This window comes from Paracoccus sp. SSK6 (assembly GCF_039770665.1).
GTDB lineage: Bacteria > Pseudomonadota > Alphaproteobacteria > Rhodobacterales > Rhodobacteraceae > Paracoccus.
In genome coordinates, this window is the sequence record NZ_JBDPNJ010000016.1 from 15,215 (window position 1) to 28,295 (window position 13,081).

The 13,081-nt window shown below is 64.6% G+C and carries 13 protein-coding genes and 1 tRNA gene; all 14 read left to right on the forward strand.

Translation table 11 applies throughout. The features are described 5' to 3' along the window. Positions 1 to 14 precede the first annotated feature (14 nt). The 14 genes from nuoH to AAIL68_RS11735 all read left to right on the forward strand — a co-directional run bounded on the left by nuoH (position 15) and on the right by AAIL68_RS11735 (position 12,589). Positions 15 to 1,046 carry an NADH-quinone oxidoreductase subunit NuoH gene (gene nuoH, locus AAIL68_RS11670; protein WP_347139950.1) on the forward strand — a complete coding sequence of 344 codons (1,032 nt, stop codon included), beginning with the start codon at positions 15 to 17 and terminating at the stop codon, positions 1,044 to 1,046. A gap of 3 nt (positions 1,047 to 1,049) precedes the next feature. Continuing rightward, a complete protein-coding gene (locus AAIL68_RS11675; protein ID WP_347139951.1) occupies positions 1,050 to 1,235 on the forward strand; it encodes a hypothetical protein in 186 nt (61 codons plus the stop codon). Next, the gene (gene nuoI / locus AAIL68_RS11680) at positions 1,235 to 1,726 is read left to right on the forward strand and encodes an NADH-quinone oxidoreductase subunit NuoI (RefSeq protein ID WP_347139952.1); all 492 of its coding nucleotides are present in this window, start codon (positions 1,235 to 1,237) and stop codon (positions 1,724 to 1,726) included. Before AAIL68_RS11675 ends, nuoI begins: the two co-directional genes overlap by 1 nt. Then, complete coding sequence (locus AAIL68_RS11685) at positions 1,723 to 2,136, forward strand: carboxymuconolactone decarboxylase family protein (protein ID WP_347139953.1); 414 nt, start codon at positions 1,723 to 1,725, stop codon at positions 2,134 to 2,136. Before nuoI ends, AAIL68_RS11685 begins: the two co-directional genes overlap by 4 nt. After that, positions 2,133 to 2,735: an NADH-quinone oxidoreductase subunit J gene (locus AAIL68_RS11690; protein WP_347139954.1), complete on the forward strand. Its 603-nt coding sequence runs from the start codon at positions 2,133 to 2,135 to the stop codon at positions 2,733 to 2,735. The genes AAIL68_RS11685 and AAIL68_RS11690 overlap by 4 nt, the downstream gene beginning before the upstream one ends. 59 nt (positions 2,736 to 2,794) lie before the next feature. Beyond that, on the forward strand, positions 2,795 to 3,100 hold the full coding sequence (gene nuoK, locus AAIL68_RS11695; RefSeq protein WP_347139955.1) for an NADH-quinone oxidoreductase subunit NuoK: 306 nt from the start codon (positions 2,795 to 2,797) through the stop codon (positions 3,098 to 3,100). A gap of 6 nt (positions 3,101 to 3,106) precedes the next feature. Then, a complete protein-coding gene (nuoL, locus tag AAIL68_RS11700; RefSeq protein ID WP_347139956.1) occupies positions 3,107 to 5,350 on the forward strand; it encodes an NADH-quinone oxidoreductase subunit L in 2,244 nt (747 codons plus the stop codon). Position 5,351: 1 nt separating this feature from the next. After that, complete coding sequence (locus AAIL68_RS11705; RefSeq protein ID WP_347139957.1) at positions 5,352 to 6,920, forward strand: NADH-quinone oxidoreductase subunit M; 1,569 nt, start codon at positions 5,352 to 5,354, stop codon at positions 6,918 to 6,920. A 10-nt stretch (positions 6,921 to 6,930) separates the two neighbouring features. Then, complete coding sequence (gene nuoN / locus AAIL68_RS11710; RefSeq protein WP_347139958.1) at positions 6,931 to 8,436, forward strand: NADH-quinone oxidoreductase subunit NuoN; 1,506 nt, start codon at positions 6,931 to 6,933, stop codon at positions 8,434 to 8,436. Between the two features lie 10 nt (positions 8,437 to 8,446). Further along, the gene (locus AAIL68_RS11715) at positions 8,447 to 9,205 is read left to right on the forward strand and encodes a biotin--[acetyl-CoA-carboxylase] ligase (RefSeq protein WP_347139991.1); all 759 of its coding nucleotides are present in this window, start codon (positions 8,447 to 8,449) and stop codon (positions 9,203 to 9,205) included. A 3-nt stretch (positions 9,206 to 9,208) separates the two neighbouring features. Then, positions 9,209 to 9,988 (forward strand): type III pantothenate kinase, encoded by a 780-nt coding sequence (locus tag AAIL68_RS11720; protein WP_347139959.1) that lies wholly within the window; start codon positions 9,209 to 9,211, stop codon positions 9,986 to 9,988. Continuing rightward, positions 9,981 to 11,657, forward strand: coding sequence for a ribonuclease J (locus AAIL68_RS11725; RefSeq protein WP_347139960.1), 1,677 nt, complete (start codon positions 9,981 to 9,983; stop codon positions 11,655 to 11,657). The genes AAIL68_RS11720 and AAIL68_RS11725 overlap by 8 nt, the downstream gene beginning before the upstream one ends. A 53-nt stretch (positions 11,658 to 11,710) precedes the next feature. After that, the gene (locus tag AAIL68_RS11730; protein WP_347139961.1) at positions 11,711 to 12,427 is read left to right on the forward strand and encodes a tRNA (guanine(46)-N(7))-methyltransferase TrmB; all 717 of its coding nucleotides are present in this window, start codon (positions 11,711 to 11,713) and stop codon (positions 12,425 to 12,427) included. 72 nt (positions 12,428 to 12,499) lie between these two features. Continuing rightward, positions 12,500 to 12,589, forward strand: a tRNA-Ser gene (locus AAIL68_RS11735). The last annotated feature ends 492 nt before the right edge of the window (positions 12,590 to 13,081 follow it).

Genomic DNA, 13,081 nt, shown 5'->3' on the forward strand with positions numbered 1-13,081 from the left:
AGATAGGGACGGGCATGGCTGAATTCTGGGCATCCTCTCTGGGCATGGCGATCCTGCTGCTGGCGCAGGGACTGGCGGTGATCGCCTTCGTCATGCTGTCGCTGATCTTTCTGGTCTATGGCGACCGCAAGATCTGGGCCGCCGTGCAGATGCGGCGCGGCCCGAACGTGGTTGGTCCCTGGGGCCTGCTGCAGACCTTCGCGGACGCGCTGAAATACGTGCTGAAGGAAATCGTCATTCCCGCCGGGGCGGACAAGTTCGTCTTCTTCCTGGCGCCCTTCCTGTCGATGACGCTGGCGCTGCTGGCCTTTGTCGCGATCCCCTTCGCACCCGGCTGGGTAATGGCCGACATCAACGTGGGCATCCTGTTCATCTTCGCCGTCTCCTCGCTCGAGGTGTATGGCGTGATCATGGGCGGCTGGGCCTCGAACTCGAAATACCCGTTCCTGTCGTCGCTGCGGGCGGCGGCGCAGATGATCTCGTATGAGGTCAGCCTGGGCCTGATCATCATCGGCGTCATCATCTCGACCGGGTCGATGAACATCAGCGCCATTGTCGAGGCGCAGGCGGGCGCAGGTCTGCTGTCCTGGTACTGGCTGCCGCATTTCCCGATGCTGGTGCTGTTCTTCGTCAGCGCCCTGGCCGAAACCAACCGTCCGCCCTTCGATCTGGCCGAGGCTGAATCAGAACTGGTCGCGGGCTTCATGGTCGAATATTCCTCGACCCCCTACCTGCTGTTCATGGCGGGCGAATACATCGCCATCTGGCTGATGTGCGCGCTGATTTCGCTGCTGTTCTTCGGCGGCTGGCTCTCGCCCATTCCCGGCATTCCCGACGGCGCGCTCTGGATGTTCCTGAAGATGGTCTTCTGGTTCTGGATGTTCGCCATGGTGAAGGCGCTGGTGCCGCGGTATCGCTATGACCAGCTGATGCGGATCGGCTGGAAGGTGTTCCTGCCCCTGTCGCTGGGCTGGGTCGTCCTGATCGCCTTCCTGGCGCGGTACGAGGTTTTCGGTTCCTTCTGGGCCCGCTGGGCAGGAGCGTAATCCATGGCTTATTCCAACAAGATCGCCGAAGTGCTGGCAAATGCGTCGGAAACCGACAAGGCGGAATTCGCGCATTTCCTGGCCAACAATCTGGACAGTGCCGAACAGTCCCGTGACGGCGCCAGGGTGCGCGAATACGTGGCGGCCTTCGACCGCTTCGCCGCGCCCAAGCAAGGGGAAGATTTCTGATGGCCTTCGACATCGTCCGCGCAACCAAGTATTTCCTGATGGTCGATTTCCTGAAGGGATTCGGCGTGGCCGTGAAATACTTCTTCGCACCCAAGCCGACGATCAACTATCCCCATGAAAAGGGTCCGTTATCGCCGCGCTTCCGGGGCGAACATGCGCTGCGCCGCTATCCCAACGGCGAGGAACGCTGCATTGCCTGCAAGCTGTGCGAGGCGATCTGCCCGGCCCAGGCCATCACCATCGACGCCGAGCCGCGCGAGGACGGAAGCCGCCGCACCACGCGCTATGACATCGACATGACCAAGTGCATCTATTGCGGCTTCTGCCAGGAAGCCTGCCCGGTCGATGCCATCGTGGAAGGCCCGAACTTCGAATTCGCGACCGAGACGCGCGAGGAGCTGTTCTACGACAAGCAGAAGCTTCTGGACAACGGCGCCCGCTGGGAGGCCGAGATCGCCCGCAACCTGTCCATCGACGCGCCCTACAGATGAGCGACGCCTTCGCCAAGCTGTTCCAGCAGATGATGCAGTCCGGGCAGGAAATGGCCCGCGCCTTCAACCCTGCGCTGGAAACCCTTGACCCGCGCGCCTTCGAGAAGATGATCCCGACCATGCCGGCGGACATGCTGGAGATGTGGTTCGGGCGCACCTTCAACCGCGACGGCCTGGACGCCAAGACCCGGCTTCTGGTGACGCTCGCCGCGCTGACCGTGCAGGGGGCGCACGCCGAGCCGCAGTTGCGCCTGACCATCCGCCACGCCATCGAGGCGGGCGCGAGTGCGCGCGAGGTAGCCGAGGTCATCTACCAGATGGGGATGTTCGGCGGCATTCCGGCCATGCAGAAGGCCCTGGAAATCGCGCAGGGCGTATTCACCGAACATGAAGGGAAACAGCCGGAATGATCACCTTCGCCTTCTACCTGTTTGCCATCTCGGTCTGCCTGGCGGGCTTCATGGTGGTGCTGTCCCGCAATCCGGTCCATTCGGTGCTGTGGCTGATCCTGGCCTTCATCTCGGCGGCGGGGCTGTTCGTCCTGCAGGGGGCCGAGTTCGTGGCGATGCTGCTGGTGATCGTCTATGTCGGCGCCGTGGCCGTGCTGTTCCTGTTCGTCGTGATGATGCTGGACGTGGATTTCGCGCAGCTTCGCGGCGAACTGGCGGGCTATCTGCCACTGGCGGCCCTGATCGGGATCGTCCTGCTGGCCCAGCTTGCCATCGCCTTCGGCGGGTGGGAGGCCTCGATCCAGGCCGAGGGGCTGCGCACCGCGCCCATCCTGGACCATGGGCTGAACACGCAAGCCATTGGCACGGTGCTCTATGACCGCTATCTGCTGCCGTTCCAGATCGCGGGCCTGATCCTGTTGGTCGCCATGATCGGCGCGATCACCCTGACCATGCGCCACCGCCGCGACATCAAGCGCCAGGACGTGCTGGAACAGATGTGGCGCGACCCGGCCAAGGCCATGGAACTGCGCGACGTGAAGCCGGGGCAGGGGCTGTAAGGCCCTTGCATCGCTGACTGATATTGAACGGGCGGATGGCCCGGAGGGACGAAAAGACGATGATCAGCTTGACACATTACCTTGTCGTAGGGGCGATTTTATTCGTCGCCGGGATCTTCGGCATCTTCGTGAACCGCAAGAACGTCATCGTCATCCTGATGTCGATCGAACTGATCCTGCTGTCGGTCAACATCAACTTCGTGGCCTTCTCGGCCCATCTGGGCGATCTGGCGGGGCAGGTGTTCACCATGTTCATCCTGACCGTGGCCGCCGCCGAGGCCGCCATCGGCCTGGCGATCCTGGTGGTGTTCTTCCGCAACCGCGGCTCGATCGCGGTCGATGATGTCAACGTGATGAAGGGCTGAGCGGTCATGGTGCAATTCATCCTGTTCGCGCCGCTTCTGGGCGCGCTGATCGCGGGCTTCGGCTGGCGCATGATCGGCGAAAAGGCCGCGATGCTTCTGACCACCGGCATCCTGTTCGTCGCCGCGCTGTTTTCCTGGATCGTCTTTTCGACCTTCGCGGGCGAGACGCAGCACATCCCGGTCATGGACTGGGTGGTGTCCGGCGATTTCAACAGCGAATGGGCCATCCGTCTGGACCGGCTGACGGCCATCATGCTGATCGTCGTGACGACGGTGTCCGCCCTGGTCCACCTGTATTCGATGGGCTACATGGCCCATGACGACAACTGGACGCATCACGAACACTACAAGGCGCGCTTCTTCGCCTATCTGTCCTTCTTCACCTTCGCCATGCTGATGCTGGTGACGGCGGACAACCTGCTGCAGATGTTCTTCGGCTGGGAAGGCGTGGGCGTCGCCTCCTACCTGCTGATCGGCTTCTATTACCGCAAGCCCTCGGCCAACGCCGCCGCCATGAAGGCCTTCATTGTCAACCGGGTCGGCGACTTCGGCTTCCTGCTGGGGATTTTCGGGCTTTGGTGGATGACGGGCTCGATCCAGTTCGACGCGATCTTCGCGCAGGTGGATGAACTGGCACAGGCGCAGATCCATTTCCTGTGGACCGACTGGAACGCGGCGAACCTGCTGGCCTTCCTGCTGTTCGTGGGCGCCATGGGCAAGTCGGCGCAGCTTTTCCTGCACACCTGGCTGCCGGACGCCATGGAAGGTCCGACGCCAGTGTCCGCGCTGATCCACGCCGCGACCATGGTGACCGCAGGCGTCTTCCTGGTCTGCCGCATGTCGCCGCTGTTCGAATTCGCGCCCGAAGCCAAGATGTTCGTGACGATCATCGGCGCCTCGACCGCCTTCTTCGCAGCGACGGTGGGCCTGGTCCAGAACGACATCAAGCGCGTGATCGCCTATTCGACCTGTTCGCAGCTGGGTTATATGTTCGTGGCGGCGGGCGTGGGCGTCTATTCGGTCGCCATGTTCCACCTGTTCACGCACGCCTTCTTCAAGGCCATGCTGTTCCTGGGCGCGGGTTCCGTGATCCACGCGATGCACCACGAACAGGACATGCGGAACTATGGCGGGCTGCGCAAGAAGGTGCCCTATACCTTCGCCGCGATGCTGATCGGCACGCTGGCCATCACCGGCGTCGGCATTCCGCTGACCCATATCGGCTTCGCGGGCTTCCTGTCCAAGGACGCCGTGATCGAAAGCGCCTATGCCTCAGGCGTGGGCTATGCCTTCTGGCTGCTGGTGATCGCGGCGCTGATGACCAGCTTCTATAGCTGGCGGCTGATGTTCCTGACCTTCTGGGGTGCGCCGCGTCCGCAGCGGGTCTGGGATGCCGAAATCAAGTCCGAGGAAGAAGTGCAGCCCGCACCCGTCGCGCATGGCCACGACGCGCATGGGCATGACGACCACGGCCACCATGATCCGCTGCACGCGCATCACCATGCCCATGAAAGCCCGCCGGTGATGACCGTGCCGCTGGCCGTCCTGGCCCTGGGCGCGATCTTCGCGGGCATGATCTGGTACGGCAGCTTCTTCGGCGACAACGTGCAGCGGTTCTTCGGCCTGCCCGAAGTAGCCCACGCACAGGCCGAAGGTGGCCATGGCGAGGCGCTCGATGCTGCGGCGGCCGAGGATGCGCACGCGGAACCGGAAGACGCTGCGACCCATGCCGCAGCCGGTGACGCCAGCGACCCGTCCGAGGAGGCGGCGGCCGAAGGCCACGAGGCCCTGTCCGGCTTCGAGCAGGGCGCGATCTTCATGCGGTCCGACAACCATGTCATGCACGATGCGCATTCGGTCCCGACCTGGGTGAAGCTGTCGCCCTTCGTCGCGATGCTGATCGGGCTCGGACTGTCCTGGCTGATGTATATCCGCTATCCCAACGCGCCGGCCAAACTGGCCGCGCAGCAGCCGGCGCTGTACCGCTTCCTGCTGAACAAGTGGTATTTCGACGAGATCTATCACTTCATCTTCGTCCGTCCCGCGCTGTGGATCGGCCGCAAGCTGTGGACGGGCGGCGACGGAGCGGTTATCGACGGCGCCATCAACGGGGTGGCCATGGGAATCATCCCGCGCCTGACGCGCTTCGCCGGTCGCGTGCAGTCGGGCTATCTGTTCCACTACGCCTTCGCGATGGTTCTTGGCATCGTGGGCTTGCTGATCTGGGTGATGATGCGGGGCGCCTACTGACATGACGAACCTTCTTTCGATCATCACCTTCCTGCCCATCGTGGCGGCGGGGATCCTGGCCCTGTTCCTGCGCGGAGAGGACGAGGCCGCGCAGCGCAATGCCAAGTGGCTGGCGCTGATCGCGACCACGGCGACCTTCCTGATCTCGTTGTTCGTGCTGGCGGGCTTCGATCCGGCGGACACCGGCTTCCAGTTCGTGGAAGACCATCCCTGGATCATGGGCCTGCGCTACAAGATGGGCGTGGACGGCATCTCGGTTCTGTTCGTCATGCTGACCACCTTCCTGATGCCGCTGACGATCCTGTCCACCTGGGACGTGAAGACCCGCGTCAAGGAATACATGATCGCCTTCCTGGTGCTGGAAGGGCTGATGATCGGCGTCTTCACGGCGCTGGATCTGATCCTCTTCTACCTGTTCTTCGAGGCAGGCCTGATCCCGATGTTCCTCATCATCGGCATCTGGGGCGGCGCGAACCGCATCTACGCGACGTTCAAGTTCTTCCTCTACACCTTCCTCGGCTCGGTCCTGATGCTGGTGGCGATGATCGCCATGATCCGCACCTCGGGCACGACCGACATCGCCCAGATGCTGGCCTTCGACTTCCCGTCGGAAACCATGCGGGTGATGGGCTTCACCATCGTCGGCGGGATGCAGACGCTGCTGTTCCTGGCCTTCTTCGCCAGCTTCGCGGTCAAGATGCCGATGTGGCCGGTCCATACCTGGCTGCCCGACGCCCACGTCCAGGCGCCGACCGCAGGCTCGGTCGTGCTGGCCGCCGTGCTGCTGAAGATGGGCGGCTATGGCTTCCTGCGCTTCAGCCTGCCGATGTTCCCGGTCGCCAGCGACATGCTGCAGCCGCTGGTCTTCTGGATGTCGGCCATCGCCATCGTCTATACCTCGCTGGTGGCGCTGGCGCAGACCGACATGAAGAAGCTGATCGCCTATTCGTCGGTGGCGCACATGGGCTATGTGACGATGGGGGTCTTTGCCGCGAACCAGCAGGGCCTTGACGGGGCGATCTTCCAGATGCTGTCGCACGGCTTCATCTCGGGCGCGCTGTTCCTGCTGGTGGGCGTGATCTACGATCGGATGCACACGCGCGACATCGATGCCTATGGCGGGCTGGTCAACCGGATGCCGGTCTATGCGCTGGTCTTCCTGTTCTTCACCATGGCGAACGTGGGCCTGCCCGGCACCTCGGGCTTCGTGGGCGAGTTCCTGACCCTGATGGGCACCTTCAAGGCCAACACCTGGGTGGCCTTCGTGGCGGCGACCGGCGTGATCCTGTCGGCGGGTTACGCGCTGTTCCTGTATCGCCGCGTCACCCTGGGCGCCTTGGTCAGGGAAAGCCTGCGCACCATCGGCGACATGACCCCGCGCGAAAAGTGGACCTTCGTGCCCCTGATCATCATGACGCTGTATCTGGGCGTCTATCCGCGCGCCGTCACCGACATCACCGGCCCCGCCGTCCAGGCGTTGCTGGTCAACTATCACGAGGCCCTGCCGCATGACGGACGCGACGGGCTGGCCGTGACCGCCCAGGCGGAAACGGCCGCTGCCAGCCATTGAGGTAAGCACGATGACCGCGCTCGATTTCTCGACCATCCTGCCGGAACTGGTGCTGGCGCTTTATGCCTTGGCTGCGCTGATGGCCGGGGCCTACCTTGGCAAGGACGCCATCGCGCGGCCCATCCTGTGGGCCACGGTCGCGGTGCTGCTGGCGACCGGGCTTTATGTAGGCTTTGCCGACCGCCCGGCGCAGGTGGCCTTCTTCGGCATGTTCACCGATGACGCTTTCGCGCGCTTCGCCAAGGTCACGATTCTGGTCTCCGCCGCCGCCGTCCTGGCGATGAGCGCGGATTACATGGAGCGCAACAGGCTGATGCGCTTCGAGTTTCCGATCCTCATCACCCTGGCCTCTGTCGGCATGATGCTGATGGTGTCGGCCAGCGACCTGCTGTCGCTGTACATGGGTCTGGAGCTTCAGTCGCTGTCCCTTTACGTCGCCGCCGCCATGCGCCGCGACAGCGTGAAGTCGTCCGAAGCCGGGCTGAAGTATTTCGTCCTGGGTTCGCTGTCGTCCGGGATGCTGCTTTACGGCGCCTCGCTGGTCTATGGCTTTGCAGGCACCACCAGCTTTGCCGGGATCGTGCAGACGGTCGTGGGTGGGCAGTTGTCCATCGGCCTGCTGTTCGGCCTGGTCTTCCTGCTGGTCGGGCTGGCCTTCAAGGTCTCGGCGGTGCCCTTCCACATGTGGACGCCCGACGTTTACGAAGGCGCGCCCACGCCGGTGACGGCCTTCTTTGCCACCGCGCCCAAGGTCGCCGCCATGGCGCTGATCACCCGGCTGATGTTCGACGCCTTCGGCAACGTGCCGGGCGACTGGGGCCAGATCATCGCGGCGCTTGCCGTGCTGTCGATGTTCCTCGGCTCCATTGCCGGGATCGGGCAGCGCAACATCAAGCGCCTGATGGCCTATTCCTCGATCGCGCATATGGGCTTCGCCCTGGTCGGTCTGGCCGCGGGGACCGCCTATGGCGTGCAGTCGATGCTGCTCTACATGGCGATCTATGCGGTGATGAACGTCGGCACCTTCGCCTTCATCCTGTCGATGGAGCGTGATGGCCGCCCGATCACCGACCTGGACAGCCTGAACCGCTTTGCGCAGGCCGAACCCGTCAAGGGCTTTGCCGTCCTGTTCCTGATGTTCAGCCTGGCGGGCGTGCCGCCCTTCCTGGGCTTCTTCGCGAAATACGGCGTGCTGACCGCTGCCGTGCAGGCGGGCATGTCCTGGCTGGCGATCCTGGGCGTCATCGCATCGGTGATCGGGGCCTTCTATTATCTGCGCATCGTCTATTACATGTGGTTCGGGGCCGAGAACGAGGGCATCGAAAGCCGCATGGGCGCCGTGCAGTATCTGGCGCTGATCGTCCCGGCGGCGCTGCTGCTGATCGGTGCCGTCTCCATGTGGGGCATCGACACCGCCGCCGCGACCGCCGCCGAGTCGCTGGTCGCCGCGCCGGTGGTGCCCGCCGAGGCGGCGCTTCTTCCCGACACCTCGGGCCAGGCTCCGGCCGTTGAGTAACGGCGCCGCGCTGACACCCTGGCCCCAGGGCGTGGCCCGCCACGTCCTGGACCGCGTTGACAGCACCAATGCCGAGGCGATGCGCCTGGCGCCAAGCCTGTCCGGCCCGACCTGGATCATGGCGCGGCGGCAGACGGCGGGGCGCGGGCGCCGGGGCAGGATGTGGTCTGATCCGCCCGGCAATTTCGCGGCCTCATTGGTCCTGCGCCCGGAAGGAGGCCCGGCGGATGCGGCGCGGCTGTCCTTTGTCGCGGCGCTTGCCGTTCACGATGCGTTGCGCCAGCTTTGCGGGCCGCAATTGAACGTCGCGCTGAAATGGCCGAATGACGTGCTGCTGAATGGCGGCAAGCTGTCGGGGATCCTGCTGGAAAGCGTGGGGTCGGGCGGCGCGATCCAGGCTTTGGTCATCGGCATCGGCGTCAACCTGGCCGCCGCGCCCGACGCTGATGCGGTCGAACCCGGCGCCATGCGCCCGGTCAGCCTGCAGGGCGAGACCGGCCTGTCGATCAGTCCCGACGACTTCCTTTCAGCCCTGGCGCTGGCCTTTGACCATTGGCAGCGACAGACGCGCGATTTCGGCTTTGCCCCCATCCGCGCCGCATGGCTCGCCCGCGCCGCCATGCTGGGCGAGACGATCACGGCCCGCACCGGCACGACCGAGACGACAGGCCGCTTCGACGGCATCGACGACACCGGCGCCCTGATCCTGACCGGACCGCGCGGACGCCAGGCAATCCCCGCCGCCGATGTCTATTTCCCCAGGCCCTGACCCATGCTTCTGTGCATCGACACCGGCAACACGAACACGATCTTCTCGATCTGGGACGGCGAGAAGTTCCTGGCCCATTGGCGCATCGCCACCGATCACCGGCGCACGGCGGACGAATACTTCGTCTGGCTGTCCACGCTGATCGCGGGACAGAAATTCGCCCTGGACATCGACGCCTGCATCATCAGCTCGACCGCGCCGCGCGTCGTGTTCAACCTGCGCGTCCTCTGCAACCGTTACTTCGACACGCGCCCGTTGGTCGTGGGCAAGCCCGATTGCCTGCTTCCCGTCAATCCGCGTGTGGACAGCGGCACCGTGGTCGGCCCCGACCGGCTGGTCAACACCGTGGGCGCCTTCGACCGGCACGGGCCGGACCTGATCGTGGTGGATTTCGGCACGGCCACGACCTTCGACGTGGTGGACGTGGACGGCGCCTATATCGGCGGCGTCATCGCGCCGGGCGTGAACCTGTCGCTCGAGGCGCTGCACATGGGCGCGGCCAGCCTGCCGCATGTCGATGTGACCATGCCCGCCCGCGTGATTGGCACCAACACGGTGGCCTGCATCCAGTCGGGGATCTTCTGGGGCTATATCGGGCTTGTGGACGGCGTGGTGCGCCAGATCCGCGCCGAACGCGGCCGTCCGATGAAGGTCATTGCAACCGGAGGCCTTGCGCCGCTGTTCGATCAGGGGTTTGACCTGTTCGATGCAATCGAAGACGATCTGACAATGCACGGGCTGCGGCTCATTCACGATTACAACAAGGAGATGGGCAATGGCTGACCGCCTGATCTATCTGCCGCTGGGCGGCGCGGGCGAAATCGGCATGAACGCCTATGTCTACGGCTATGGCCAGCCCGGCCGCGAACGCCTGATCCTGATCGATCTGGGCGTCAGCTTCGGCGACATGGACTCCAGCCCCGGCATCGACCTGATCATGCCCGACCTGACCTGGCTGGAACAGAACCGCGACCGGCTGGAGGCGATCTTCATCACCCACGGGCACGAGGATCACCTGGGCGCCCTGGGCCATCTTTATGGCCGCCTGAAGGTACCGGTCTATGCACGCCAGTTCACCGGCGCCCTGGCCCGCTTGAAGCTGGAGGAGGCAGGCCATTCCCCCTCGGTCGTGAACATCACCGGGCCGCGCCCCGAGGTCACGCAGACAGGCCCCTTCACCGTGCAGTTCGTGCCGGTCAGCCACTCGATCCCCGAAAGCGCGGCGCTGATCATCGACACGCCTGCGGGGCGGGTGGTGCATACCGGCGACTTCAAGCTGGACGGCACCCCGGTCGTGGGCGATCCCTTCGACCCGATTGCCTGGCACGATATCGCAGCCGAGGGCCGGGGCATCAAGGTTCTGGCCTGCGACAGCACCAACATCTTTTCCACCCATCCCGGCCGGTCCGAGGCGATGCTGGCCAATCCCATCCTGGAATGGGTGATGGCGCAGAAGAACATGGTCGTGGCCACCACCTTCGCCAGCAACATCGCGCGCCTGAAAACCCTGTCCGAGGCCGCGATCGCCGGGGGCCGCAAGGTCTGCCTGCTGGGCCGCGCCATGCGCAAGATGGTGGCGGTGGGCCTGGAAACAGGGGTGCTGACCGATTTCCCCGACACCATCGGCCCCGAGGAGGCCGCAAGCCTGCCGCGCAACCAGGTGATGCTGCTGGCGACCGGATCGCAGGGCGAACGCCGCGCCGCCAGCGCGCAACTGTCGCGCGGGCGCTATCTGGGATTGCAGTTGAAGGAAGGCGACAGCTTCCTGTTCAGTTCCAAGACCATCCCCGGCAACGAACGATCCGTCGGGCGCATCATGAACGCGCTGAGCGAGATGGGCGTCGAGGTTTATGACGCCGATGACGGGCTTTACCACGTCTCGGGCCATGCCAACCGCCCTGATATCGAGGCGCTGCACGAACTGCTCAAGCCCGAGATCGTGATCCCCATGCATGGCGAGCACCTGCACCTGCGCGAGCATGTGATGCTGGCGCGGGGCCGCGGCATCGCGGCGGAAATCGCGACCAACGGCACCATGCTGGACCTGACGGGCGACATGCCCCGGATCGTGGATCAGGTGGAAACCGGGCGCCTTTATCTGGACGGCACCGTTCTGATCGGGGCCATGGACGGCGTCGTGCGCGACCGCATCCGCATGGCGCTGAACGGCCATGCCCTGGTCAGCGTCATCGTGGACGAGGATGACAATGTCCTGCCCGATGCCTGGGTCGAACTGATGGGCCTGCCCGGCCGCACTCGCGGCGGCGATGACCTGGGCGCGCATATCGAGGGCGAGTTGTCCGAATTCCTGGAAGGCGCCGATGCCCGCGTGGTCCGCGACGACGCCAAGATGGACGAGGCGATCCGCCGCATCACCCGCCAGGTCGCCATGGAGGAGATCGGCAAGAAGCCCGAGGTGACGGTCATCATCAGCCGGTTGATGGGCGAGTAAGCCGCAGGGCAGGGGGCTTGACCCGGCTTGCCCGCCGGTGCAATGCCCGCCCCATGTCCGATACACCCAAATCCGCCTTCGATCCGAACCCGCCGCGCCGCAACTTCTATGGCCGGCGGCATGGCAAGACCCTGCGCCAAAGCCAGAAGGGCTATCTGTCCGAGGATCTGGGCGACCTGCGTCCGCGCGGCATAACCGTGCAGGACAACCCGGACCGCCGCCCCATCGACCCGATGGCGATCTTCGGCGACGACCGCCCGATCTGGCTGGAGGTGGGCTTTGGCGGGGGCGAGCACATGGTCCACATGGCCGCCCGATACCCCGACATCGGCATCATCGGCTGCGAGCCCTTCATCAACGTCGTCGCCATGCTGCTGGGCAAGATCCGCGCGGCGGGTGTCACCAATGTCAGCGTGCATCCGGGCGATGCGCGCGACTTGATGGACGTGCTGCCGGACGCCTCGATCAGCCGCGCCTTCCTGAACTATCCCGACCCCTGGCCCAAGGCGCGCCACCATCGCCGCCGCTTCGTGACGCCGGAACACCTGATCCCGCTGGCCCGCGTGATGAAGCCCGGCGCCGAGTTCCGGGTGGCGACCGACATCCCCGACTACATGCGCCAGACGCTGGAGGAGGTGCCTGTGGCGGGCTTCGACCTAATGGCCGAGACGCCGGTGGCCTGGGACGACTGGCTCAGCACCCGATACGAACAGAAGGCCCTGCGCGAGGGACGCGTGCCCCATTACGCCACCTTCCGCCGCAAGGGCTGAGCCGTCAGTTTCGATTGAAAGCCTTTGAAAAACCCCTTGTCTCCGCCCAAGCCCACCCCTATACCGGCCGGCGGAGTGGTGGCCGAGTGGTCGAAGGCACACCCCTGCTAAGGGTGCAGGCGGGAAACCGTCTCGAGGGTTCGAATCCCTTCCACTCCGCCAGTATCACATCAGAAGTCGGCAAAACCTGGGCGAACTGGCTTTCGCCTGTCGCGGAATGTGAATCGGGTTGTGAACCCGTAAACCCCAGGAAACGTACCCCAGACATTCCTATCCCCGGCGTGAGTGCCGTTCGTTTTCTGGCTTTCTGCCATTTCGCAGGCAGGCGTTCGTCGATGCGATTGATCCTGTGGTCGGCGATGCGGGTCAGCACCGAGGTCAGCAGTGCCTCTGGATCGCCGCCGTTCATCCGGCAGGTTCCGGCAAGCGCATAGGCGATGGCTGCGGCTTTGCCGCCACCTTCGGAACCCATGAAGAGGTCATTTTTTTCTCCGGGAGTCGGCAGGCTGACCGGCCGCTCGCAGATGGTGTTATCCAGCTTCAGCGGGCTGTTTTCAATCCAAGCATGGGCTTTGGGCCTGCGGCAGAGCGCATGGCTGCAGCCAGTCAGGTTTCCAGCTCATCGAAGAGGGGCTTGCCGGCTCTTGCCTCAGG

Excerpts from the sequence above, each read along its gene's own strand:
- nuoH (WP_347139950.1), top strand. The coding sequence starts at position 15 with ATGGCTGAATTCTGGGCATCCTCTCTGGGCATGGCGATCCTGCTGCTG.
- AAIL68_RS11675 (WP_347139951.1), top strand. The coding sequence starts at position 1,050 with ATGGCTTATTCCAACAAGATCGCCGAAGTGCTGGCAAATGCGTCGGAA.
- nuoI (WP_347139952.1), top strand. The coding sequence starts at position 1,235 with ATGGCCTTCGACATCGTCCGCGCAACCAAGTATTTCCTGATGGTCGAT.
- AAIL68_RS11685 (WP_347139953.1), top strand. The coding sequence starts at position 1,723 with ATGAGCGACGCCTTCGCCAAGCTGTTCCAGCAGATGATGCAGTCCGGG.
- AAIL68_RS11690 (WP_347139954.1), top strand. The coding sequence starts at position 2,133 with ATGATCACCTTCGCCTTCTACCTGTTTGCCATCTCGGTCTGCCTGGCG.
- nuoK (WP_347139955.1), top strand. The coding sequence starts at position 2,795 with ATGATCAGCTTGACACATTACCTTGTCGTAGGGGCGATTTTATTCGTC.
- nuoL (WP_347139956.1), top strand. The coding sequence starts at position 3,107 with ATGGTGCAATTCATCCTGTTCGCGCCGCTTCTGGGCGCGCTGATCGCG.
- AAIL68_RS11705 (WP_347139957.1), top strand. The coding sequence starts at position 5,352 with ATGACGAACCTTCTTTCGATCATCACCTTCCTGCCCATCGTGGCGGCG.
- nuoN (WP_347139958.1), top strand. The coding sequence starts at position 6,931 with ATGACCGCGCTCGATTTCTCGACCATCCTGCCGGAACTGGTGCTGGCG.
- AAIL68_RS11720 (WP_347139959.1), top strand. The coding sequence starts at position 9,209 with ATGCTTCTGTGCATCGACACCGGCAACACGAACACGATCTTCTCGATC.
- AAIL68_RS11725 (WP_347139960.1), top strand. The coding sequence starts at position 9,981 with ATGGCTGACCGCCTGATCTATCTGCCGCTGGGCGGCGCGGGCGAAATC.
- AAIL68_RS11730 (WP_347139961.1), top strand. The coding sequence starts at position 11,711 with ATGTCCGATACACCCAAATCCGCCTTCGATCCGAACCCGCCGCGCCGC.